This window comes from Pantoea sp. ARC270, from assembly GCF_003236725.1.
GTDB classification, from domain to species: domain Bacteria; phylum Pseudomonadota; class Gammaproteobacteria; order Enterobacterales; family Enterobacteriaceae; genus Pantoea; species Pantoea anthophila.
The window spans coordinates 1-23,190 of record NZ_PUGA01000009.1; the positions used below are offsets into that span (position 1 = coordinate 1).

General features: G+C 57.2%; 20 protein-coding genes. 16 read left to right on the forward strand and 4 right to left on the reverse strand.

All coding sequences use genetic code 11. From position 1 onward, the window contains the following. From CKF42_RS06080 to sseB, 3 genes are all read left to right on the forward strand, one after another. Nucleotides 1–451, forward strand: a 451-nt coding sequence (locus CKF42_RS06080; protein WP_146239921.1) for an aminotransferase class V-fold PLP-dependent enzyme, incomplete at its 5' end; no start/stop codon positions are given. A 161-nt stretch (nucleotides 452–612) separates the two neighbouring features. After that, nucleotides 613–1,899, forward strand: coding sequence for an aminopeptidase PepB (gene pepB / locus CKF42_RS06085; protein WP_111207785.1), 1,287 nt, complete (start codon nucleotides 613–615; stop codon nucleotides 1,897–1,899). Nucleotides 1,900–1,945: 46 nt separating this feature from the next. Further along, nucleotides 1,946–2,710 carry an enhanced serine sensitivity protein SseB gene (sseB, locus tag CKF42_RS06090; RefSeq protein ID WP_009088716.1) on the forward strand — a complete coding sequence of 255 codons (765 nt, stop codon included), beginning with the start codon at nucleotides 1,946–1,948 and terminating at the stop codon, nucleotides 2,708–2,710. Between the two features lie 38 nt (nucleotides 2,711–2,748). Here sseB and sseA read toward each other — a convergent pair whose 3' ends face one another. Further along, nucleotides 2,749–3,591: a 3-mercaptopyruvate sulfurtransferase gene (sseA, locus tag CKF42_RS06095; protein WP_009088719.1), complete on the reverse strand. Its 843-nt coding sequence runs from the start codon at nucleotides 3,589–3,591 to the stop codon at nucleotides 2,749–2,751. A 318-nt stretch (nucleotides 3,592–3,909) separates the two neighbouring features. Here sseA and ndk point away from each other — a divergent pair, with 318 nt between their 5' ends. The 11 genes from ndk (at nucleotide 3,910) to CKF42_RS06150 (ending at nucleotide 16,601) form a co-directional block, all read left to right on the forward strand. After that, on the forward strand, nucleotides 3,910–4,341 hold the full coding sequence (gene ndk / locus CKF42_RS06100) for a nucleoside-diphosphate kinase (protein WP_003848684.1): 432 nt from the start codon (nucleotides 3,910–3,912) through the stop codon (nucleotides 4,339–4,341). Nucleotides 4,342–4,527: 186 nt separating this feature from the next. Then, entirely contained in the window at nucleotides 4,528–5,697 is a 1,170-nt protein-coding gene (locus CKF42_RS06105; RefSeq protein WP_111207786.1) for a bifunctional tRNA (adenosine(37)-C2)-methyltransferase TrmG/ribosomal RNA large subunit methyltransferase RlmN, read from the forward strand. Between the two features lie 80 nt (nucleotides 5,698–5,777). Continuing rightward, a complete protein-coding gene (pilW, locus tag CKF42_RS06110) occupies nucleotides 5,778–6,512 on the forward strand; it encodes a type IV pilus biogenesis/stability protein PilW (protein WP_111207787.1) in 735 nt (244 codons plus the stop codon). Further along, nucleotides 6,502–7,515 carry a cytoskeleton protein RodZ gene (gene rodZ, locus CKF42_RS06115; protein WP_111207788.1) on the forward strand — a complete coding sequence of 338 codons (1,014 nt, stop codon included), beginning with the start codon at nucleotides 6,502–6,504 and terminating at the stop codon, nucleotides 7,513–7,515. The genes pilW and rodZ overlap by 11 nt, the downstream gene beginning before the upstream one ends. A 37-nt stretch (nucleotides 7,516–7,552) precedes the next feature. After that, a complete protein-coding gene (ispG, locus tag CKF42_RS06120; protein WP_009088728.1) occupies nucleotides 7,553–8,674 on the forward strand; it encodes a flavodoxin-dependent (E)-4-hydroxy-3-methylbut-2-enyl-diphosphate synthase in 1,122 nt (373 codons plus the stop codon). Nucleotides 8,675–8,779: 105 nt separating this feature from the next. Then, nucleotides 8,780–10,057 (forward strand): histidine--tRNA ligase, encoded by a 1,278-nt coding sequence (gene hisS, locus CKF42_RS06125; protein ID WP_046102368.1) that lies wholly within the window; start codon nucleotides 8,780–8,782, stop codon nucleotides 10,055–10,057. A gap of 33 nt (nucleotides 10,058–10,090) precedes the next feature. Next, nucleotides 10,091–10,708 (forward strand): YfgM family protein, encoded by a 618-nt coding sequence (locus CKF42_RS06130; RefSeq protein ID WP_111207789.1) that lies wholly within the window; start codon nucleotides 10,091–10,093, stop codon nucleotides 10,706–10,708. Nucleotides 10,709–10,727: 19 nt separating this feature from the next. Next, the gene (gene bamB, locus CKF42_RS06135; protein WP_058957402.1) at nucleotides 10,728–11,909 is read left to right on the forward strand and encodes an outer membrane protein assembly factor BamB; all 1,182 of its coding nucleotides are present in this window, start codon (nucleotides 10,728–10,730) and stop codon (nucleotides 11,907–11,909) included. 174 nt (nucleotides 11,910–12,083) lie between these two features. Beyond that, complete coding sequence (der, locus tag CKF42_RS06140) at nucleotides 12,084–13,574, forward strand: ribosome biogenesis GTPase Der (RefSeq protein WP_009088735.1); 1,491 nt, start codon at nucleotides 12,084–12,086, stop codon at nucleotides 13,572–13,574. A 61-nt stretch (nucleotides 13,575–13,635) separates the two neighbouring features. Further along, entirely contained in the window at nucleotides 13,636–13,857 is a 222-nt protein-coding gene (locus tag CKF42_RS06145; protein WP_009088737.1) for a zinc ribbon domain-containing protein, read from the forward strand. A gap of 302 nt (nucleotides 13,858–14,159) precedes the next feature. Beyond that, on the forward strand, nucleotides 14,160–16,601 hold the full coding sequence (locus CKF42_RS06150; RefSeq protein WP_111207791.1) for a glucose/quinate/shikimate family membrane-bound PQQ-dependent dehydrogenase: 2,442 nt from the start codon (nucleotides 14,160–14,162) through the stop codon (nucleotides 16,599–16,601). A 270-nt stretch (nucleotides 16,602–16,871) separates the two neighbouring features. On the opposite strand, the gene CKF42_RS06155 is transcribed toward CKF42_RS06150, so the two are convergent. The 3 genes from CKF42_RS06155 to xseA form a co-directional block, all read right to left on the reverse strand. Further along, nucleotides 16,872–17,204, reverse strand: coding sequence for a protealysin inhibitor emfourin (locus CKF42_RS06155; RefSeq protein ID WP_009088741.1), 333 nt, complete (start codon nucleotides 17,202–17,204; stop codon nucleotides 16,872–16,874). After that, nucleotides 17,201–18,214: a M4 family metallopeptidase gene (locus tag CKF42_RS06160; protein ID WP_111207792.1), complete on the reverse strand. Its 1,014-nt coding sequence runs from the start codon at nucleotides 18,212–18,214 to the stop codon at nucleotides 17,201–17,203. The genes CKF42_RS06155 and CKF42_RS06160 overlap by 4 nt, the downstream gene beginning before the upstream one ends. Nucleotides 18,215–18,475: 261 nt before the next feature. Beyond that, nucleotides 18,476–19,849 (reverse strand): exodeoxyribonuclease VII large subunit, encoded by a 1,374-nt coding sequence (xseA, locus tag CKF42_RS06165; RefSeq protein WP_111207814.1) that lies wholly within the window; start codon nucleotides 19,847–19,849, stop codon nucleotides 18,476–18,478. A 168-nt stretch (nucleotides 19,850–20,017) separates the two neighbouring features. On the opposite strand from xseA, the gene guaB reads away from it, so the two are divergent. Both guaB and guaA read left to right on the forward strand, forming a co-directional pair. After that, entirely contained in the window at nucleotides 20,018–21,484 is a 1,467-nt protein-coding gene (gene guaB, locus CKF42_RS06170; protein WP_009088747.1) for an IMP dehydrogenase, read from the forward strand. 68 nt (nucleotides 21,485–21,552) lie between these two features. Beyond that, nucleotides 21,553–23,133 (forward strand): glutamine-hydrolyzing GMP synthase, encoded by a 1,581-nt coding sequence (gene guaA, locus CKF42_RS06175; RefSeq protein WP_111207793.1) that lies wholly within the window; start codon nucleotides 21,553–21,555, stop codon nucleotides 23,131–23,133. Nucleotides 23,134–23,190 lie beyond the last annotated feature (57 nt).

Genomic DNA, 23,190 nt, shown 5'->3' on the forward strand with positions numbered 1-23,190 from the left:
CGGTATGCGATCCGGCACCCTGCCGGTTCATCAGATTGTCGGGATGGGGGAAGCCTTTCGCATCGCAGCTGAAGAGCGCGAAACCGAGATGGCGCGTCTGCAGGCGCTGCGTGAGCGTCTGTGGCAGGGCATCAGCACACTGCCGGGCGTGACCCTTAACGGCCATCCTCAGCAGAGCGCGCCGAATATTCTCAACGTCAGTTTCGCTGACGTTGAGGGTGAATCATTGATCATGGCGCTGAAAGATCTGGCGCTCTCTTCCGGCTCGGCCTGTACCTCCGCCAGCCTGGAGCCTTCCTATGTCCTGCGGGCGCTGGGGCTGAGTGAAGAGCTGGCGCACAGTTCGCTGCGCTTTTCGCTGGGACGCTTCACCACCGATGAAGAGATCGACTATGCCATCGCGCTGGTGCAGAAATCCGTGACGCGTCTGCGGGCATTAATGAAATCCTGACACCCGGTCAGAATCCGGAAACGGCACCTGTCATTGCACTTCGCTGGCATCACCCGACGGAATCTGTTATCAGGTCTGTCTGCGGATTGCATTTAACATCTTATTAAAGCCGTTATAACAATCAGGCTGGATGAAACAGATAACGATTATGGAGCTTTTCGATGACCACACAACCGATGAACATCACGCTTAGCAGCCAGCCCGCCGATGCGCGCTGGGGCGAAAAAGCGATTCTCAGCAGCAACGACAGCGGCATGACGCTGCATCTGACCGGCGCGGATGCCCTGAATACCATTCAGCGTGCGGCGCACAAAATCGACAGCCAGGGGATCCGCCACGTGGCGCTCACCGGCGAAGGCTGGCATCTTGAGCAGTGCTGGGCATTCTGGCAGGGCTTCCGTGGCCCGAAAGGGCAGCGTCAGGTGGAGTGGCCGACGCTGGGTGAACATGAGCAGGCGGAGTTTGACCGTCGTCTGAAAGCGATCGACTGGGTCCGCAACGTCATCAACCTGCCTGCAGAAGATCTGGGGCCGGAACAGCTGGCACACATGGCGATCGATCTGATCAGTGAAGTAGGCGGCAGCGCCGTCAGCTATCGCATCACTAAAGGTGACGATCTGCGCGAGCAGGGCTACATGGGTCTGCACACCGTAGGACGTGGCTCGAATCGCCCGCCGGTCTTCCTGGCGCTGGATTACAACCCGACCGGTGATGAGAGTGCGCCGGTCTATGCCTGTCTGGTCGGTAAAGGCATCACCTTTGATACCGGCGGCTACAGCCTGAAGCAGAGCAGCTTCATGGATTCGATGAAGTCAGATATGGGCGGAGCGGCGACCGTCACCGGCGCGCTGGCGCTGGCGATTTCCCGTGGCCTCAACAAGCGCGTCAAACTCTACCTCTGCTGTGCCGACAACATGGTCAGCAGCAACGCCTTTAAACTGGGCGATATCATTCGCTATCGCAACGGTAAATCGGTGGAAGTGATGAACACCGATGCGGAAGGGCGTCTGGTTCTGGCCGACGGCCTGATCGATGCCAGCGAACAGAATCCTACGCTGCTGATCGACGCTGCCACCCTGACCGGCGCAGCCAAAACGGCGCTGGGTAACGATTACCATGCGCTGTTTACCTTTGACGACGTGATGGCGCAGTCGCTGATGGGCAGCGCGGTGAGCGAGAATGAACCTTTCTGGCGTCTGCCGCTGGCAGAATTCCATCGCAGCCACCTGCCGTCTAACTTCGCCGACCTTAACAATATCGCCAGCCCTTCCCATGCGGCGGGTGCCAGCAGTGCGGCAGCATTCCTGTCCCACTTCGTCAGCCACTATCAGCAGGGCTGGCTGCACATCGACTGCTCTGCGACCTATCGCAAAGGCGCGGTCGATCAGTGGGCCGCAGGCGCAACCGGCCTGGGCGTGCGCACTATCGCCAACCTGTTACTGAAATAAGCTGACCCCAGCGGTGGCCGATGCCACCGCGATGCAGAGAGCAACTATGAACCGTCTTGAAGAGGTGCTGAAGCTGGCCGCAACTGAGCCAGCCCATCGGCCCGAATTTTTTCAACTGCTGCTGGAGTCCGATGTCTGGGTACCGGGTGAAAGCACCCAGCCACAGCTCGATGCCAGTACGCCGGTTGATCTGCAGCACTGGGAAAAAGAGGATGGCAGCAGCATCATTCCTTTTTTCACGTCGGAACAGGCGATGAGCGAAGCCGTCACGGGTGAACAGGCCTGGCTGCGTCTGCCGGTGCGGACGCTGTTTGAGATTACGCGCGGCGAAACGCTGTTTCTCAATCCAAAACTCCCTTCCGGCAAAGAGTTTACCCCGGCAGAGATTACGCATCTGCTGGCGGAGCAGGGCAGTGCGCTGAGTCAGCAGACCGTGCTGGAAGGCGGGCACGCCCTGCTGCTCTCTGAGGTGGCCGAGCCGCCTGCGCAGATGATCGACTCGCTGACGCAGCTGTTCAGCAAGCACAAAGAGGTGCGGCGCGCCTTTGTTGCCAGCATTCGTGAGCAGGCCGACGAAGCGCCTAATCTGCTGATTGGTATCGAAGCGGACAGCAACATTGAGGCGATCATTCAGGCGGCGGGCAGCGTGGCAACGGATACGCTGCCGGACGATGCGCCGATTGATATCTGCGAAGTTACCCTGCAGGACCGCGGTATCAGCCACTTCTTTACCGCGCACATCACGCCCTTTTATGAACGTCGCTGGGGCAGTTTCCTGCGTGACTTCAAGGGCAGCGAGCGGATTATCTGACGCAGTTAAAAACAGGCGGCTCATGGGCCGCCTGTTTTTTATTTCGCAATCGGTAAGTCGTCGCGACTGCCCCATTCACCCCAGGAGCCGTCATACAGCGTGACATCCCGCGCCCCCAGCGCCGTCAGCGCCAGGATCACCACCACCGCCGTGACGCCAGAGCCGCAGCTGGCCACTACCGGTTTGCTGATATCGACGCCGGCGTCAGCAAACAGCTGGCGCAGCGCCGCCTCCGGCTTCAGTTCTCCCTGCTCTACCAGACTGTTCCACGGCACGTTCAGACTGTTGGGAATATGCCCGCGATGTAATCCGGGACGCGGCTCGTCCACTTCCGCGTTGAAGCGATTGGCCGCACGTGCATCCACGATCTGTGCGCCGCCTTCATGGCTGATCAGCAGCACATCCGTCAGACGTTTCACCCGGCTTTCATCCGCCTGAGCCTCAAACTCGCCTTCCGGCAGGCTGACCTCGCCGGTTTCCAGCGCAAAGCCCGCTGCTTTCCAGCCCTGCAGTCCGCCCGCCAGGATCGACACCTGCGCCACACCAAAGGTCTTCAGCATCCACCAGGCGCGTGGCGCGGAGAAGAGATTGCCTTCGTCATAGACCACCAGGTGTTTATCGCTGCTGACGCCCAGCTCGCGCATCGCCACGGCAAAGCGTTCGGCGCGCGGCAGCATATGGGGATAGGGGCTGGTGTGATCGGACAGCGCTTCGATATCGAAGTAAGGAGCGTCGGGTAAGTGTCCCGCCAGATATTCGGCCTGAATATCACGCACGGCCTCCATGCCGGGTGGCAACATGCGCGCATCCAGTACCTGAAGCCGCTCATCGTCATAGTGCTCTTGTAACCAGTCGGCGGACACAAACAGTGGCGTCGTCATAACAACCTCATCTCTGCAATCTGTGATAGCAGTGTCGGGGAATGTGGAAACCATCTCAAGCGATGCGTTAATAAAATGGGGCAGGGGAGGAGAAAAAGCCTGGCGTGCTGCTCAGGAATCGTCCGTCAGGGCCGCCGCACCGGCGCTTTTTCAGGCAAAATCATAACGGAGAGGCGTCTGCGTCGACTCAGATCAAGAATTTTCAACAAATTAGGGATCTCTGATAGGCAATGCCGCACTCAGCCCCTATAATCGGCGCCGTTTATTGGCCGGGGGCTGCGCCGCCGGTTTCTTCAGGACGTCAAGACAGAGGTCATCATGGCAATCGAACGTACTTTTTCTATCATCAAGCCAAACGCCGTCGCTAAAAATGTGATTGGTGCTATCTACAACCGTTTTGAAAGCGCTGGCTTCAAAATCGTTGGTGCAAAAATGCTGCAGCTGAGCAAAGAGCAGGCTGAAGGTTTTTACGCTGAGCACCAGGGCAAGCCATTCTTTGATGGTCTGGTTGAATTCATGACCTCTGGCCCGGTTGTCGTTTCTGTACTGGAAGGTGAAAATGCCGTTCAGCGTCACCGTGACCTGATGGGTGCGACTAACCCGGCAAACGCACTGGCTGGCACCCTGCGTGCTGACTACGCAGACAGCTTCACCGAAAACGCCACGCACGGTTCAGATTCTGCTGAATCCGCTGCCCGCGAAATCGCCTATTTCTTCGGCGAAAACGAAATCTGCCCACGTACCCGTTAATCGCCTGGCGATAAACAGCAGGTCGGCTTTACAAAAATCTGCCTGAGGGAGCCACTCCCGCCTGTTATCAGGCCGCAGATGTTGTACAATATTGCGCCTTCATTGACTTCGCTTAATGAAGGCGCAATTTTTTTCACCTATCCCTGAACAGCGCCATAACGTGTAACAACGAGGCCAGAGAATATTATGTCCGAACAGATTGTGACGTCCGCGTCCGCATCCCCCATTGTCGTTTCCCCTAAAAGCCAGAAAATCAACCTGCTGGATCTCAACCGTCAGCAGATGCGCGAGTTTTTCCAGTCGCTGGGCGAAAAGCCGTTCCGTGCCGATCAGGTCATGAAGTGGATTTACCACTACTGCTGCGACGATTTCGAGCAGATGACCGACATCAACAAAAAGCTGCGTAACCGGCTGATGGAGCTGACGGAGATCCGCGCACCGGAAGTGGCTGAAGAGATGCGCTCCACTGACGGCACCATTAAATGGGCCATCCGCGTGGGCGATCAGCTGGTGGAAACGGTCTATATCCCGGAAGGCGACCGCGCCACGCTGTGTGTTTCTTCGCAGGTGGGGTGTGCGCTGGAGTGTAAATTCTGTTCGACCGCACAGCAGGGCTTTAACCGTAACCTGCGGGTGTCAGAAATTATTGGTCAGGTGTGGCGTGCGGCGAAAATCGTCGGCGCAGCAAAAATCACCGGCCAGCGTCCTATCACCAACGTGGTGATGATGGGCATGGGTGAGCCGCTGCTCAACCTCAATAATGTGGTTCCGGCAATGGAGATCATGCTGGATGACTTCGGCTTTGGTCTCTCCAAGCGTCGTGTGACCCTCTCTACTTCAGGTGTGGTGCCTGCACTGGACAAACTGGGCGATATGATTGATGTGGCGCTGGCCATTTCACTGCACGCGCCTAACGACAAGCTGCGTGATGATATTGTTCCGATCAACAAAAAGTACAATATCGAAACCTTCCTGGCAGCGGTGAAACGCTACATTGGCAAATCTAACGCCAACCAGGGACGCGTGACCATTGAGTACGTCCTGCTGGATCATGTCAATGACAGCACCGACGATGCGCATGAGCTTGCCGCATTACTGAAAGAAACACCGTGTAAAATCAACCTGATTCCGTGGAACCCCTTCCCGGGTGCACCTTATGGCCGTAGCTCAAACAGCCGCATCGACCGCTTCTCCAAGGTGCTGATGGACTACGGTTTTACCACCATTGTGCGTAAAACCCGTGGCGACGATATTGATGCCGCCTGTGGTCAGTTAGCGGGTGAGGTAATCGACCGCACCAAGCGTACGCTGCGTAAAAAAATGGCGGGTGAAGTCATCTCTGTGAAGGCGCTCTAGAAGCGTGACAGAGAACGTTTCCTGACGTGAAGACGCGTGGCAGGCTGCAGCCTGTCAATGTCAGGCAGAGGGAAACGATCGTGCGTAACGGATTACCCGCCAGTGTACTGGCGCTGTTTGTTGTAAGCGGGTGTGTCAGCCAGCCGCACTCACCCGGTGCTGAAGAGGTGCGTCTGCAGTTAGGGATGCACTATCTGGCGGCGGGTGATTATGCCGCCGCTGAGCGAAACTTTCTGCGCGCGCAGGCCGCCGCGCCAGAGGATTACCGGGTCTCGCTTGCGCTGGCACGACTGGCGCAACAGCAGGGCAATCAGACAGCAGCCCAGGTAGGGTTTATACTGGCACAGCAGCAGGCCCCGGATAATGGTTTTGTTGCTAACAATTACGGTGCGTTTCTCTGCGCTTTAGGGCAGTATGACGAAGCGCATCAACAGTTTAGTCGGGCAGAAACCGCTCCGTCGTCTGATGCACGCAATGACGCGCTTGAACTGGCAGGTTTTTGTTACCTGCAGGCGGGGGATGTTGTTGCCGCCCGCAGGACGTTACGCCGGGCCATTGAAGCCGACAGGCGAAAAGCTGATTCGCTGCTGGCGGAGGCTGAAAAGCAGATGGCTGAAAACCATCTGACGAGGGTGCAGATTTTGCTCGACGTTTACCAGCTACAGTTGCCCGAAACGGCACGCAGTCTGGCGTTACACTTACGTTTCGCCGCGCTACAGGGAAATGCCGCAGACGTTTCACGTTATGGCGACCAGTTAGCGCGACGTTTTCCGCAATCGATACAGTACCAGCGTTATTTAGCTAATGAATACTGAAGCCACTCAAGAAAACTCTGCATTACATTCAACAGGTGATCGCCTGCGTCTGGCCCGTGAGCAGATGGGGCTGTCACAGCAGAACGTCGCTGAACGTCTGTGTCTGAAACTCTCTACCGTGCGTGACATCGAAGAGGACAAATCGCCTGCCGATTTAGCCTCGACGTTCCTGCGCGGTTACATCCGCTCTTATGCGCGTCTGGTGCACATTCCTGAAGAGGAACTGCTGCCGATGATGGCGAAACAGACGCCGGTCCGGGCGGCAAAAATCGAGCCGATGCAAAGTTTCTCCCTGGGCAAGCGCCGCAAGAAACGCGACGGCTGGTTAATGATTTTTACCTGGCTGGTGGTGTTCGTGGTGATTGGCCTGACCGGCGCCTGGTGGTGGCAGAATCACAAAGCGTCGCAGGACGATCTGGTGCCGATGACCGACCAGAACGGCAGCAGCGGCGATAGCGGCCAGTCGATTCCGCTGGGTGAGACCAGCGGTGACAGCGCGGCGCCAGCCGCGCCTGACGAAAGTAATACGGCCGCCAGCGACAACAGCGCGACCAGCACGCCAGCCACCTCTGCGCCGGCTGCCAGCACGACCACTACCCCAGCCACAAAGCAGACCGACAGCAGCAATGCTGTCGTGTCACCGAGCCAGGCGCCACAGGACAACACATCGGCAGCACCGGCCACGACTAACCCTGCAACCAGCACGACACCACAGATGCCGGTCGGCGCTGCCGCAGTCAGTGAACCGGCGGCCGATCCGAATGCGGTGGTCATGAACTTCACCGCCGACTGCTGGCTGGAAGTGAGCGATGCCACCGGCAAAAAACTGTTCAGCGGCATTCAGCGTAGTGGTGGTAAACTGAGCCTCGCGGGCACACCTCCGTATCGTCTGAAAATTGGCGCGCCGTCCGCGGTTCAGGTGCAATATCAGAATCAGCCCGTTGATTTAAGTCGTTTTATCCGTAATAACCAGGTTGCTCGCCTGACGTTGGGTGCGCAATAACAGCGTATCGCGTACCGGGCAATTGTGGAGAAGAAATATGCATAACGAAGCACCCATTATCCGTCGTAAATCCAGACGCATTTACGTCGGCAAGGTGCCGGTCGGTGACGGCGCACCTATTGCCGTCCAGTCGATGACCAACACCCGCACCACTGACGTGGAAGCGACGGTAAATCAGATCAAAGCCCTTGAGCGCGTCGGTGTCGACATCGTTCGTGTCTCGGTGCCGACCATGGATGCAGCAGAAGCGTTCAGGCTGATCAAACAGCAGGTGAACGTGCCGCTGGTTGCAGACATCCATTTTGACTACCGCATCGCCCTGAAAGTCGCCGAATATGGCGTTGACTGCCTGCGCATCAATCCCGGTAATATCGGGAACAATGAGCGTATCCGTATGGTGGTTGACTGCGCGCGCGACAACAATATTCCGATCCGGATTGGCGTTAACGCCGGTTCGCTGGAAAAAGATCTGCAGGAAAAGTATGGCGAGCCGACGCCGCAGGCGTTGCTGGAATCGGCCATGCGTCACGTCGATCACCTCGACCGTCTCAACTTCGACCAGTTTAAAGTCAGTGTAAAAGCCTCTGACGTCTTCCTGGCGGTGGAATCTTATCGCCTGCTGGCAAAACAGATCGATCAGCCTCTGCATCTCGGGATCACCGAAGCGGGCGGGGCGCGCGCTGGCGCAGTCAAATCGGCGATTGGGCTGGGTCTGCTGCTGTCAGAAGGGATCGGCGACACGCTGCGTATCTCGCTGGCGGCCGATCCGGTTGAAGAGGTCAAAGTCGGCTTCGATATTCTGAAATCACTGCGCATCCGTTCGCGCGGGATTAACTTCATCGCCTGCCCGACCTGTTCACGTCAGGAGTTTGACGTGATCGGCACCGTCAACGCGCTGGAGCAGCGTCTGGAAGATCTCATCACGCCGATGGATGTCTCCATTATCGGCTGTGTGGTCAACGGACCGGGCGAAGCGACGCTCTCGACCCTGGGCGTGACCGGTGGCAGCAAGAAGAGTGGTTTCTACGAGGATGGCGTGCGTCAGCGTGATCGTCTCGATAACCATGACATGATCGATCAGCTGGAAGCGCGCATTCGTGCCAAAGCGTCGATGCTGGATGCCAGCCGCCGTATTGACGTGCAGCAGCTGGAAAAATAATGGCGTGCGCAGCCTGCGTGCGTGACTTTTTTGACTGAACCTGTGCGGTTTCATCCTCATAAGGTATGATGCCGGACAGGTTTTTTTGCATTAAGAGATTTTAACGTGGCGAAGAATATTCAGGCGATTCGCGGGATGAACGACTACCTGCCTGCGGATACCGCTCTCTGGCAACGGATTGAAGGCGTACTCAAGCAGACGCTGGCGAGCTACGGCTATAGCGAAATTCGCTTGCCGCTGGTGGAGCAGACCCCACTGTTTAAACGCGCCATCGGTGAAGTCACCGATGTGGTTGAAAAAGAGATGTACACCTTCGAGGACCGCAATGGCGAAAGCCTGACGCTGCGTCCGGAAGGAACCGCAGGCTGCGTGCGAGCCGGTATCGAGCACGGTTTACTCTACAATCAGGAGCAGCGCCTGTGGTACATGGGGCCGATGTTCCGCTATGAGCGTCCGCAGAAGGGCCGTTATCGCCAGTTCTACCAGATTGGCGTCGAAGTGTTTGGTCTGCAGGGACCGGATATCGATGCGGAGCTGATTATGCTCAACGCCCGCTGGTGGAAAGCCTTAGGCATTGCCGACCACGTTCGCCTGGAACTCAACTCCATCGGCTCACTGGAAGCGCGTGCGCACTACCGCGACGCACTGGTCGCCTTCCTCGAACAGCACAAAGAGGTGCTGGATGAGGATTGCAAACGCCGCATGTACAGCAACCCGATGCGCGTTCTCGACAGTAAAAATCCCGATATTCAGCAGCTGCTGAATGATGCGCCGCAGCTCGGCGACTATCTTGATGACGAATCACGCGACCATTTCAGCGGCCTGTGTGCCCTGCTGGATGACGCGGGCATCCGCTACACCGTCAATCAGCGTCTGGTGCGCGGCCTGGATTACTACAATCGCACCGTGATTGAGTGGGTCACCGACAGCCTGGGTTCACAGGGTACCGTGTGCGGCGGCGGTCGCTATGACGGCCTGGTAGAGCAGCTCGGTGGACGTGCCACCCCTGCGGTAGGCTTCGCGATGGGCATGGAGCGTCTGGTGCTGCTGGTTCAGGCGGTGAATCCGGAATTTGAACCGACGAGCAATGTGGATGTCTATGTTATCGCTTCCGGTCAGGGCGTGCAGTCCGCTGCGATGCAGCTGGCTGAGAAATTGCGCGATGAAGCGCCAGAGCTGAGGCTGATGACTAACTTTGGCGGCGGCAACTTCAGGAAGCAGTTTGCCCGCGCTGACAAGTGGGGCGCTCGCGTCGCGCTGGTGCTGGGCGAGGATGAAGTCAAAGCCGGTCAGGTCGTGGTGAAAGATCTGCGCCGTGGCGAGCAGCAAACGCTGGATCAGGCAGAGGCTGCTGCTGTATTGCGCACGCTGTTACAGGCGTAACACAGCACCAACCATAGAAAGGAGAAGGATTGCGTGGAAGTGTATAGCAATGAGAACGAGCAGACCGAAGCGCTGCGCAACTTTTTTACCAGCAATGGTAAGGCGTTAGCCATTGGCGTAGTCATCGGCATTGCTGCGCTGGGTGGCTGGCGTTACTGGAGCAGTCATCAGGACGATACCGCAAAAACGGTATCGGCCCAATATCAGCAGCTGACCACCGCCATGCAGGCGGGCAAACCTGAGACGCTCGAAGCGGTTAACCGGTTTGCCAGCGAAAACAGCAACACTTACGGTGCGCTGGCGGCGATGGATCTGGCGAAGCAGTATGTGGACGCCGGTCAGCTTGTTAAAGCCGCAGCACTGCTGCAAAACGGACTGAAAGATACCAAAGATGCCAATCTGCAGGCGGTCATTAACCTGCGTCTGGCTCGCATTCAACTGCAACAGAATCAAGCGGATGCGGCGCTTAAAACCCTTGACGGTGTGAAGGGTGATGGCTGGACAGCCATTGTGGCCGATATTCGCGGCGAAGCGCTGCTGGCCAAAGGCGACAAGCAGGGCGCGCGCGATGCCTGGAGTAAAGGGGTGGAATCTGACGCCTCTCCGGCATTAAAGCAAATGATGCAGATGAAGATGAATAACTTAAGCTAAGCCAGTCAAGAGAGAGCGCATGGAATTACGTAAATACCTGCTGCCGGGACTGATTTCAGTCACTTTGCTCAGCGGTTGTTCGCTGTTTAGCGGCGAAGAAGATGTAGTGAAAATGGCCCCGCTGCCGAAGGTGGAAAATCAGTTTACGCCAGAGAAAGTGTGGAGCACCTCGGTCGGCGATGGCGTGGGTGATTTCTACTCCAATCTGCATCCTGCCTGGCAGGACAGTACGGTCTTCGCAGCCGATCGCTTTGGTATCGTGAAAGCGCTGGATGCCGCGGACGGTAAAGAAAAATGGAAAGTCGATCTCTCTGAGAAAACCGGCTTCTTCTCGAAAAATCGCTCAGCCCTGTTATCGGGCGGCCTGACGGCGGATGGCGATCGGATCTATGTCGGCAGCGAGCGCGGTCAGGTTTATGCCCTGAACAGCAGCGATGGCAGCCTGGCCTGGCAGACGAAAGTCGCCGGTGAAGCGCTGTCACGTCCGGTGGTCAGCGATGGCCTGGTGCTGATCCATACCAGCAACGGCATGTTGCAGGGTCTGGACCAGAGCAGCGGGGCGGTGAAGTGGAGCGTTAACCTGGATATGCCTGCGCTATCACTGCGCGGTGAATCGGCTCCGGCTGTTGCGTTTGGCGGGGCCATTGTCGGTGGTGACAACGGCCGCGTCAGTGCCGTCGTGCTGAACCAGGGGCAACTGATCTGGCAGCAGCGTATTTCTCAGGTCAGCGGCGCAACCGAAATCGATCGTCTGAACGATGTCGATACGACCCCGGTTATCGTCAACGGCGTGGTTTACGCGCTGGCGTACAACGGTGACCTGACGGCGCTGGATCTGCGTTCCGGCCAGATTCTGTGGAAACGCGAAATCGGCGGTGTGAAAGATCTGATTGTTGATGCCGGCCGCATCTATCTGGTCGATCAGGATGACCGTGTGATTGCCCTGAACGCGGACGGTGGCGTCGCTATCTGGCGTCAGAGCGATCTGCTGCATCGCAACCTGACTTCACCGGTGCTCTACAACGGCTATCTGGTGGTCGGCGACAGCGAAGGATATCTGCACTGGCTGAACACCACCGACGGTCGTTTTGTCGCGCAGCAGAAGCTGGACAGTTCCGGTTTCCAGACCGAGCCCGTGGTCGCCAGCGACAAGCTGCTGATCCAGTCGAAAGATGGTGAGGTTTATGCGATTACCCGTTAACGGGTAAACGTCCGGCAGGTGAAATCCTCCGTTCCGACGGCTCCTGATTTAATCAGGGGCCGTTTCGTTTTTAGTCAGGCATGGTATTCTTTGCGCCTTAAGCCTGAACTTAACGGCCAGAGCCGTTATAATCACGCCATTCGGGCGATTCATTTTTTATTGAGGCATTTTGTTATGGTACCTGTGGTCGCGCTGGTTGGGCGTCCCAATGTGGGAAAATCTACGCTATTTAACCGCTTAACCCGCACTCGTGATGCGCTGGTAGCGGATTTTCCCGGACTGACTCGCGATCGCAAATATGGTCGCGCCGAAGTGGAAGGGCGCGAATTTATTGTTATTGATACCGGTGGTATCGACGGCACCGAAGAGGGTGTTGAAACGCGGATGGCCGAGCAGTCACTGCTGGCGATTGAAGAAGCGGATGTCGTACTGTTTATGGTCGACGCACGTGCGGGCATGATGGCCGCCGATCAGCAAATCGCTAAACATCTGCGTTCACGTCAGAAAGCCACTTTCCTGGTGGCGAACAAAACTGACGGGCTCGATCCGGATCAGGCGGTTATCGACTTCTACTCACTCGGCCTGGGCGAGATCCACGCCATTGCGGCGTCGCACGGTCGCGGTGTCACCAGCCTGATCGAAACGGCGCTGCTGCCGTGGATGGAGACGGTTGAGCCGGTCGAACTGACCGAAGAAGAAGAGAACCAGGCCTACTGGGCGGCGCTGGACGCCGAGGAGATCGCTGAGCAGGAAGCCGCCGAGGAAGAAGAAAACTTCGACCCGACAGGTTTACCTATCAAGCTGGCCATCGTGGGGCGTCCTAACGTAGGTAAGTCAACGCTTACTAACCGTATCCTCGGTGAAGACCGCGTAGTGGTCTACGATATGCCCGGCACCACCCGCGACAGTATCTATATTCCGATGGAGCGTGACGGACGTGATTACGTACTGATCGACACCGCCGGGGTGCGTAAGCGCGCCAAAATCTCTGACACCGTAGAGAAATTCTCGGTGATCAAGACGCTGCAGGCGATTGAAGATGCCAACGTGGTGATGCTGGTCATCGACGCCCACGCCGGTATCTCGGATCAGGATCTCTCCCTGCTGGGCTTTATTCTCAACAGTGGACGCTCGCTGGTAATCGTGGTTAACAAATGGGATGGCCTGTCGCAGGAAGTGCGTGACGAAGTGAAAGAGACGCTGGACTTCCGTCTGGGCTTTATCGATTTCGCCCGCATCCACTTTATCTCTGCGCTGCACGGCAGCGGGGTGGGTAACCTGTTTGAATCGATCACTGAAGCCTATGACTGTTCGACCCGGCGCGTAAACACTTCGCTGCTGACGCGCATCATGAACATGGCGGCAGACGATCACCAGCCACCCCTGGTGCGCGGCCGTCGCGTTAAGCTTAAGTATGCCCATGCCGGTGGTTACAACCCGCCCATCGTGGTCATCCACGGGAATCAGGTGAAAGATCTGCCAGATTCTTACAAGCGCTACCTGATGAACTATTTCCGCAAATCCCTGAATGTGATGGGAACGCCAATCCGTATTCAGTTCAAAGAGGGTGAGAACCCTTATGAAGGCAAGCGTAACCTGCTGACGCCGACTCAGCAGCGTAAACGTAAGCGTCTGATGGCGCATATGAAAAAGAATAAGCGTTAATGAGAAGAGGGCCATGAGGCCCTCTTTTTTTTGTGCTGAACACGCTGCTCAGGAGGAGAAAGTGACTATTCACTGCGAAAAATGTCAGCAGCCACTGCGGCTCAGCGACGGCGAATTTATCTGTGACCGCTGCAGTGCGCACTATCCGGCGCAGCCCGTCTGTCCGGACTGTCACCAGCCACTGACGGTACTGAAAGCCTGCGGTGCGGTCGACTATTTTTGTCAACATGGCCACGGATTGATCTCGCGCAGGCGGGTGCAGTTTCAGCCGTCCACACCGTAAGATTTGGCTATGATTAAACGCACCGGTGAACCCGACCCGCCCGCCGTTTTGTAGCAAAAATGCTATTACGTCGTAACAAATGAGTTGTATATGTTCACTCGGTTATGTACCAGGTGGTACAATCCTGCCGCGTCGTGGGAGGGGCCAGCCACATCTGTAGGCTTCCGGCCCTCAGATTCTTACGGACGCGGGTCTGTTTATAATTGATTTGAAACAGAACGGGGCTCTGCGCAGAACGTCTTAAGGCGCGGAGTCCGGACGGCACCTGTCCGGACGTTCTGTTTATTCAGGAGAGATAGTTTATGGCTGAAACATCCTCCCGCTCCGCCAGGGGGTTGGGAATCGCATCCGTGCTGCTCGGACTGGTGCTGCTTGCTACCGGTCTGTTCTTTGCAATCGGTGGCGGCAAACTGGTTGCACTTGGCGGCAGCTGGTACTTTTTGATTGCAGGGATCGTCATCGTACTTTCCGCAATTCAGTTCTTCCGCCGCAAATCGTCGGCAGCGGTTCTTTTCCTGCTGGTCTTTATCGGCACGCTGATCTGGTCGCTGTTTGATGCCGGGCTGGATTTCTGGCCGCTGGTCTCACGCCTGATGGTGCCAGCCGGACTGACACTGCTGGCCTTCCTGATCTGGCCTTCACTGCGTAAGCATGAAGGTAAGCCCTCACTGGTAAAACCTTCCTATACTTTCTCCGCACTGCTGGCCGCAGGCATGGTGGTCACGCTGGTGCAGATGTTCCAGCCGCATCCTACCGTGGCCGGTAATGGTGAAGAGCTGCCGCTGATCCCGGTCGATAAAACCAAACAGCAGAAAGACTGGGATAACTACGGCAATACGCCGCAGGGCAGCCGCTTTGTGGCGCTGGACCAGATTACCCGCGACAACGTGAAGGATCTGAAAGTTGCCTGGACCTTCCGCACCGGTGACACCCCGATCAGCCCGACCGGTAACGGCGCAGAAGATCAGCAGACGCCGTTACAGATTGGCAACACGCTTTATCTCTGCACTCCACACAATAATGTGATTGCGGTGGAAGCGAACAGCGGTAAGCAGATCTGGAAACGCGAAATCAATGCGCAGGCTGAAGTCTGGCCGCGCTGCCGTGGTCTGGCTTACTTTGACGCGACGAAACCGCTGCAACAGCCGGACAAGCCGGGGTCAGTTCCGGTAACGGCCGTTACCCTGCCTGCCGGTGACACCTGTCAGCGTCGTATTCTGATGAACACCATCGACGCGCGTCTGATTGCCATCAACGCCGACAACGGTGAGTTCTGTGAAGACTTTGGCGATCACGGCATTGTCGATCTGAAAGCCGGCATCGGTAAGGCACCAGACCCGCAGTATCAGCTGACCTCAGCTCCTACGCTGGCAGGCACCACTGTCGTGGTTGGCGGACGCGTGGCGGATAACGTACAGACCGATATGCCGGGCGGCGTGCTGCGTGGATTCGACGTTATCACCGGCAAGATGCGCTGGGCGTTTGACCCGGGCAACGTTGACCCGAATGCGATCCTGATGCCGGGCAAGGAGTACACCCGCAGTACGCCGAACTCCTGGGCTCCGATGTCATACGATCCGACCATGAACACCGTGTTCATTCCGATGGGCAGCTCCTCTGTTGACCTCTGGGGCGCAAACCGTACCCCACTGGATCACAAATATGGCGCATCCGTGCTGGCGCTGGATGCCACCACCGGTAAAGAGAAGTGGGTCTATCAGACCGTGCACAACGATCTGTGGGACTTTGACCTGCCCATGCAGCCAAGCCTGATCGACTTCCCGCAGAAAGATGGCAGCACCACGCCAGCGGTGGTGATCGGCGGTAAAACCGGCATGATTTTTGTGCTCGACCGGATGACCGGTAAGCCTTTGACCAAAGTCGAAGAGCTGCCGATGCCGCAGGGCCATATCCCGAACGAGCAGTACACCAAAACCCAGCCACACTCGACCGGCATGCCGCAGATTGGCAACCAGACGCTGAAAGAGTCTGACATGTGGGGAGCGACGCCGTTTGATCAGCTGGCCTGCCGTGTTGCCTTTAAATCGATGCGTTATAACGGCCTGTTCACCGTGCCGGACACCGACAAGTCGCTGAGCTTCCCGGGCTCGCTGGGTGGAATGAACTGGGGCAGCATGTCGACTGACCCTAACAACCATCTGCTGTTCGTTAACGATATGCGTCTCGGCCTGTGGGTGCAGATGATCCCGGCTGACACCAACAGCATTTCACGTGGCAGCAACGGTGGCGAAGCGATCAACACCGGTATGGGTGCGGTACCGCTGAAAGGCACGCCGTACGCCGTAAACAAAAACCGCTTTATGTCTCCGCTGGGCATCCCTTGTCAGAAGCCGCCATTTGGTACGCTGTCGGCGATTGACATGAAAACCCAGAAAATCGTCTGGCAGGTACCGGTCGGTACCGTGCAGGACACCGGACCGTTTGGTATCAAAATGGGCGTGAAAATGCCGATTGGTATGCCGACGCTGGGCGGAACGCTGGCAACGCAGGGTGGCCTGGTCTTCATCGCGGGTACCCAGGATTACTATCTGCGTGCCTTTGATTCTTCAACCGGTAAAGAGGTGTGGAAAGCGCGCCTGCCGGTCGGCAGTCAGGGTGGCCCGATGAGCTACGTCTCACCGAAAGATGGTAAGCAGTACATCCTCATCTCGGCAGGTGGCGCACGTCAGTCACCGGACCGCGGTGATTACGTGATTGCTTACGCGCTGCCAGACAGCAAGTAATATCGCAAAAGGAAAAGGGCCGACATTGTCGGCCCTTTTTTTTTGAAAAAATTCTGGCCGGTTCGCTGTAAGAGCGGGCATGCTCAGGCAACACGGTCAGATCGGAAAGTCGCAAAACCGTCATCCATGACGGCTCGTCCCGCGCCGTCCCTGGCGCGGGACGCTTTCCTCTTCTGACTGTGTTACCTTCGCTAAAGGCTCATTCGCTGCTGCCAGATTCACATCAGATTATCAGCTCTCTCCGGGCCGACATTGTCGGCCCTTTTTTGCTTATTTGCCGTCGCGCCACAGCGCCTGCAATTCGGGAGGGGCGACCTGTTCCGGGATCAGCAGCACAATGGTGCCAACCTCACGGCGGGTCGCGTACTGGATCTGAATGCGAAAATAGCGCTGATCGCCACTGCCCACCTGCGCGGCTTTCTCCTCGGGTTCGCCCAGCGGCATCGCCTGTTCCAGCGCATGGCAGACGCGCTGTTTTTCAGGCGGTGGCAGATCGCCCAGCATAAAGCGACGCTCGGCGCGCAGCCCCGGAATAAAGGCCATGCCGCCTTCACGCGCGACGATGACCGTAGCGTCATCGGTGAGTTCGGGCAGTTCACTCATAGCACGCCAACCTCCTTCCACGCCTGTTCAATGGCACGGCCGACCGACGAATTAAAGCGCTTTTCACCATGCTGAACGGTGAAGCGGGCAAAGGTCTTAAAGTCCGCATCCTGAGGCAGTTCGTCGTCACACAGGGTGTCATACCAGGCGTAGCCTGCCTGCTCCCAGGCAAAGCCGCCCAGCGCGGTGGCCGCCAGATAAAATGCCCGGTTAGGAATACCGGAGTTGATGTGAACTCCGCCATTATCTTCACGGGTTTTCACATAGTCATCCATGTGCGCCGGTTGCGGATCTTTACCCAGCATCGGGTCATCGTAGGCGGTGCCGGGTTCAGACATTGAACGCAAACCGCGCCCATTGATGCCGCTTGCCAGCAGGCCTTCACCGATAATCCAGTCCGCCTCTTCGGCGCGCTGTTTCTTGCTGTACTGTTTGACCAGGGAGCCAAAGACGTCAGACAGGGACTCATTCAGTGCGCCAGCCTGCTCAAAGTAGATCAATCCGGCTTCATTTTCCGTGACGCCATGCGCGAGTTCATGTGCCACCACATCAATCGCAATGGTAAAGCGATTAAAAATTTCGCCGTCACCGTCACCAAATACCATCTGCTGACCGTTCCAGAAGGCGTTCTGATATTTTTCCCCGTAATGGACGGTACCAAGCAGCTTCAGCCCCTGATTATCCAGCGAGTTACGCTGATAAGCCTGCCAGAAAAAGTCATAGGTGACGCCGAGGTAGTCCCAGGCTTCTTCAGCCGCCACATCATCACTGGCGGGCTGGCCCTCCTGTCGAATCAGCTTACCGGGCAGGGTTTCTCTGCCCTGGGCATCATAAATTTCCCGGTCCACATGGCCGCCCGCAGCCGTTTTAGCTACGGCGGTTTTTTGCCAGTGTTCTGCCATCAGGTGCTGAACGTGGGTGAGGGTGCGACGCGCCTGCGCCTGCTGGTGACCGGAACCGTGAGCAATGATCTTACGAAGGATATAGGGAGGAATAACGCAGTAAGCCATCTGAAACTCCTTGGCAGCTGAGAAAGAGGTACCGGAGAGTATAGACCCGTCAGGCAGACAACTTTGACAGGCCATCTGAAACTCCCTGGCAGCAGAGATGTACCGGAGAGTACAGACCCGTCAGGCAGACCACGTTGACAGGCCATCTGAAACGCTCTGGCAGCAGAGATGTACCAGAAAGTATAGACCGGTCACGGCGAATGCACGCGGTAAATGAGACCAGCCATAACTGGAAAGGAAGGGCGATGAGGGCGGAGCGGGTCAGGAGGCGGTTTTGCGGCGACGCTTTTTCTCAGGCAGTAACTGTGTGACCTGGCTTTCGACCCAGCCATCATCCAGACGGGTGCGCAGCAGGTCGCCGCTCTGCAGCTGCGCCGTTTGTTTCACCACCTGTCCGGTGGTGTCGGTCGTGACGCTGAATCCGCGTGCCAGCGTGGCCAGGGGACTGACGCCCTCCAGCTGCGCTACCAGCTGACCAAACTGCTGTTTTCCGCTGCTCAGTTGCGTTGTCATGCTCTGCTGCAGGCGGTAGTGCCAGCTTTGCAGCTGCTTCTGCGCTTCGAACAGGCGCGGCTGCGGCTGTTGGGCACTGAGCCGGTGCTGCAGGCGATCCTGCTGACGGGTAGCGAGACGCAGGCGGGTTTCCATCGCATCACCCAGACGCTGCTGCAGGCGGAACAGGGCAGTCTGCTGGCGGGCCAGACGCAGCTGCGGATGCTGCTGCTGCAGGCGATGTTCCAGGCGGCTGTAAAGCCGCTGCTGGCGCGCCAGATAGTAATCCATCGCCATCTCCAGCCGCTGCTGCTGTGACTGCAGCTGACGCAGCAATTCAAGCTGATTGCGGCTGACAATTTCTGCTGCGGCCGACGGTGTGGGCGCGCGTAAATCTGCGACGAAGTCGGCAATGGTGACGTCGGTTTCGTGTCCGACTGCGCTGACGATGGGAATGCGGCTGGCAAAAATTGCGCGAGCTACCCGTTCGTCGTTAAAGCTCCACAAATCTTCCAGCGAACCGCCGCCGCGCCCGACAATTAAAACGTCGCATTCATTGCGCAGGTTAGCGACTTCAATCGCCCGGACGATAGCCGCAGGCGCATCGACACCCTGCACGACAGTAGGATAGATGACCACGGGCAGGGAGGGATCGCGGCGATGCAGCACGCGTAACACATCGTGCAGGGCGGCGCCGGTCGCCGAGGTGATCACCCCGACCTGACGCGCCGGTTCCGGCAGCGGCTGCTTATGCTGCGGGTCGAACAATCCTTCGGTCGACAGTTTTGCCTTCAGCAGTTCAAACTGCTGCTGCAACAGCCCTTCGCCCGCCGGATGCATACTCTCGGCAATCAGCTGATAGTCGCCACGAGGCTCGTAAAGGGTGATGGTGGCGCGTACCAGCACCTGCTGTCCGTGCTGCGGACGAAAAGTGACGCGACGATTGCTGTTGCGGAACATGGCGCAGCGCACCTGAGCGCCATCATCCTTCAGCGTGAAGTACCAGTGACCGGAAGCCGGCTGAGTGAAATTGGAGATCTCGGCGCTGATCCAGACCAGGCCCATCTCTTTCTCCAGCAGCTGACGCACTGTCGTATTGAGACGGCTGACGGTAAAAATATTGGCGTTGGATGGCAGCGACATGTGACGAAGATCAAATTCCAAATCAGCAGGTTAATTCACCGATACTACAGGGCTGCCAGTGCGGATCAAGAGTTTTTCGTAAATAATAGTGGAGGCAATCGATTACGGCCTGTATAATGCCGCGGCAATATTTTATCTAATCTCAATCACCCGAGGTGGAGTATTGCCATGTTAAGAATCGCTAAAGAAGCACTCACTTTTGACGACGTTCTGCTCGTTCCTGCTCACTCCACCGTCCTGCCTAATACGGCCGATCTCAGCACACAGCTGACCAAAAACATCCGTTTAAACATTCCTATGCTTTCCGCTGCCATGGACACCGTGACCGAAGCGGGTCTGGCAATTGCGCTGGCACAGGAAGGCGGCCTTGGCTTCATCCATAAAAATATGTCGATTGAACGCCAGGCGGACGAAGTGCGCAAGGTGAAGAAACATGAGAGCGGCGTCGTGACTGAACCGCAGACCGTACTGCCGACCACCCCACTGGCTGACGTCAAAGCGCTGACCGAGCGCAACGGCTTTGCAGGCTATCCGGTGGTTAACCGCGACAATGAACTGGTCGGTATCATCACCGGTCGTGACGTGCGCTTTGTGACCGATCTCTCTCAGCCTGTTTCTGCGGTTATGACCCCGAAAGATCGTCTGGTGACGGTGAAAGAGGGTGAAGCGCGTGATGTCGTGCTGCACAAAATGCATGAAAAGCGCGTAGAGAAAGCGCTGGTCGTGGATGACAGCTTCCATCTGCTGGGCATGATCACCGTTAAAGACTTCCAGAAAGCCGAACGTAAGCCTAACGCCTGTAAAGATGCGCAGGGCCGTCTGCGTGTGGGTGCCGCTGTCGGTGCCGGTGCAGGCAACGAAGAGCGTATCGATGCGCTGGTTGCTGCGGGCGTTGACGTGCTGCTGATTGACTCCTCTCACGGTCACTCTGAAGGCGTGCTCTCCCGTATCCGTGAAACCCGTGCTAAATATCCGGACCTCGAAATTGTCGGCGGTAACGTCGCTACCGGTGCCGGCGCACTGGCACTGGTTGAGGCCGGCGTCAGCGCGGTCAAAGTCGGTATCGGCCCTGGCTCTATCTGTACCACCCGTATCGTCACCGGTGTCGGTGTTCCGCAGATCACCGCCGTCTCTGACGCCGTGACTGCACTGGAAGGCACCGGTATTCCGGTCATCGCCGATGGCGGTATCCGTTTCTCCGGTGATATCGCAAAAGCGATCGCGGCGGGAGCCTCCTGTGTCATGGTGGGTTCAATGCTGGCGGGCACCGAAGAGTCTCCGGGCGAGATCGAACTCTACCAGGGTCGTGCATTTAAATCCTATCGCGGCATGGGTTCACTGGGCGCGATGTCCAAAGGCTCTTCAGACCGTTACTTCCAGACCGATAACGCCGCTGACAAGCTGGTGCCGGAAGGCATCGAAGGCCGCGTGGCCTATAAAGGCCGTCTGAAAGAGATCGTCCATCAGCAGATGGGTGGACTGCGTTCATGCATGGGCCTGACCGGTTGCCCGACCATTGATGACCTGCGCACTAAAGCGGAGTTTGTCCGCATCAGCGGCGCTGGCATCAATGAGAGTCACGTACATGATGTGACCATCACCAAAGAGTCACCGAACTACCGTATGGGCTCGTAATTTCGATTTCCCGCCCGGCTTCAGCCGGGCGCTTTTATTTATTAAGTCACCGTTCTGGAACCCCCTCAATGACGACGGAAAATATCCATAAGCATCGCATTCTGATTCTCGATTTCGGCTCGCAATATACTCAGCTGGTGGCACGCCGCGTGCGCGAGCTTGGCGTTTACTGTGAACTCTGGGCATGGGATGTGAGCGAAGAGCAGATTCGCCAGTTCAACCCAAGCGGCATCATCCTTTCCGGTGGCCCGGAGAGCACCACCGAACTGAACAGCCCGCGAGCGCCGGAATATGTCTTTAATGCTGGCGTGCCGGTCCTGGGCGTCTGCTACGGTATGCAGACCATGGCGATGCAGCTGGGCGGCGCCGTTGCCGGTTCAAACGAACGCGAGTTCGGTTATGCGCAGGTTGAAGTGACCACGCCAAGCGCTCTGGTTCGTGACATCGAAGATGCGATCAGTGCGGCCGGTAAACCGCTGCTGGATGTCTGGATGAGCCACGGCGATAAAGTCACCGCTATCCCGGCTGACTTCGTAACCGTTGCCAGCACCGAAACCTGTCCGTTTGCCATCATGGCGAACGAAGAGAAGCGTTTCTATGGCGTGCAGTTCCACCCGGAAGTGACCCATACCCGTCAGGGCCTGCGGATGATTGAGCGCTTCATCATCGACATTTGTGAATGTGAAGCCCTGTGGACGCCAGCCAAAATCATCGAAGATGCGGTAGAACGTCTGCGTGAGCAGGTAGGAAATGACAAAGTTATCCTCGGTCTGTCTGGCGGTGTGGATTCATCGGTAACGGCGATGCTGCTGCACCGTGCCATTGGCGACCGTCTGACCTGCGTGTTTGTGGATAACGGTCTGCTGCGCCTGAACGAAGCGCAGCAGGTGATGGATATGTTTGGCGATCACTTTGGTCTCAACATCGTCCATGTCCCGGCTGAGCAGCGTTTCCTGGACGCACTGGCGGGTATTGATGAACCTGAAGCCAAGCGTAAAACCATTGGTCGCGTCTTTGTGGAAGTGTTTGACGAAGAAGCGCTGAAGCTGGAAGACGTTAAGTGGCTGGCGCAGGGCACCATCTATCCGGACGTGATTGAATCGGCGGCGTCAGCCACCGGTAAAGCGCACGTCATCAAGTCGCACCACAACGTTGGCGGCCTGCCGAAAGAGATGAAGATGGGTCTGGTTGAGCCGCTGAAAGAGCTGTTCAAAGACGAAGTGCGTAAGATTGGTCTGGAGCTGGGCCTGCCGTACGACATGCTGTTCCGCCATCCGTTCCCGGGCCCGGGTCTGGGCGTGCGCGTGCTGGGCGAAGTGAAGAAAGAGTATTGCGATCTGCTGCGTCGTGCCGATGCTATCTTCATCGAAGAGCTGCACAAAGCGGATCTCTACAACAAAGTCAGTCAGGCATTCACCGTCTTCCTGCCGGTTCGCTCGGTCGGTGTGATGGGCGATGGCCGTAAATATGACTGGGTGGTTTCACTGCGCGCGGTGGAAACCATCGACTTTATGACCGCTCACTGGGCGCATCTGCCGTATGATTTCCTGGGCCGCGTTTCTAACCGCATCATCAATGAAATCAACGGGATCTCCCGCGTGGTGTATGACATCAGCGGTAAGCCACCGGCGACGATCGAGTGGGAGTAATCGGCCTGTAGCCGGTTAACCCTGATGATGTTCAGGCCCGCTTCTCAGCGGGCTTTT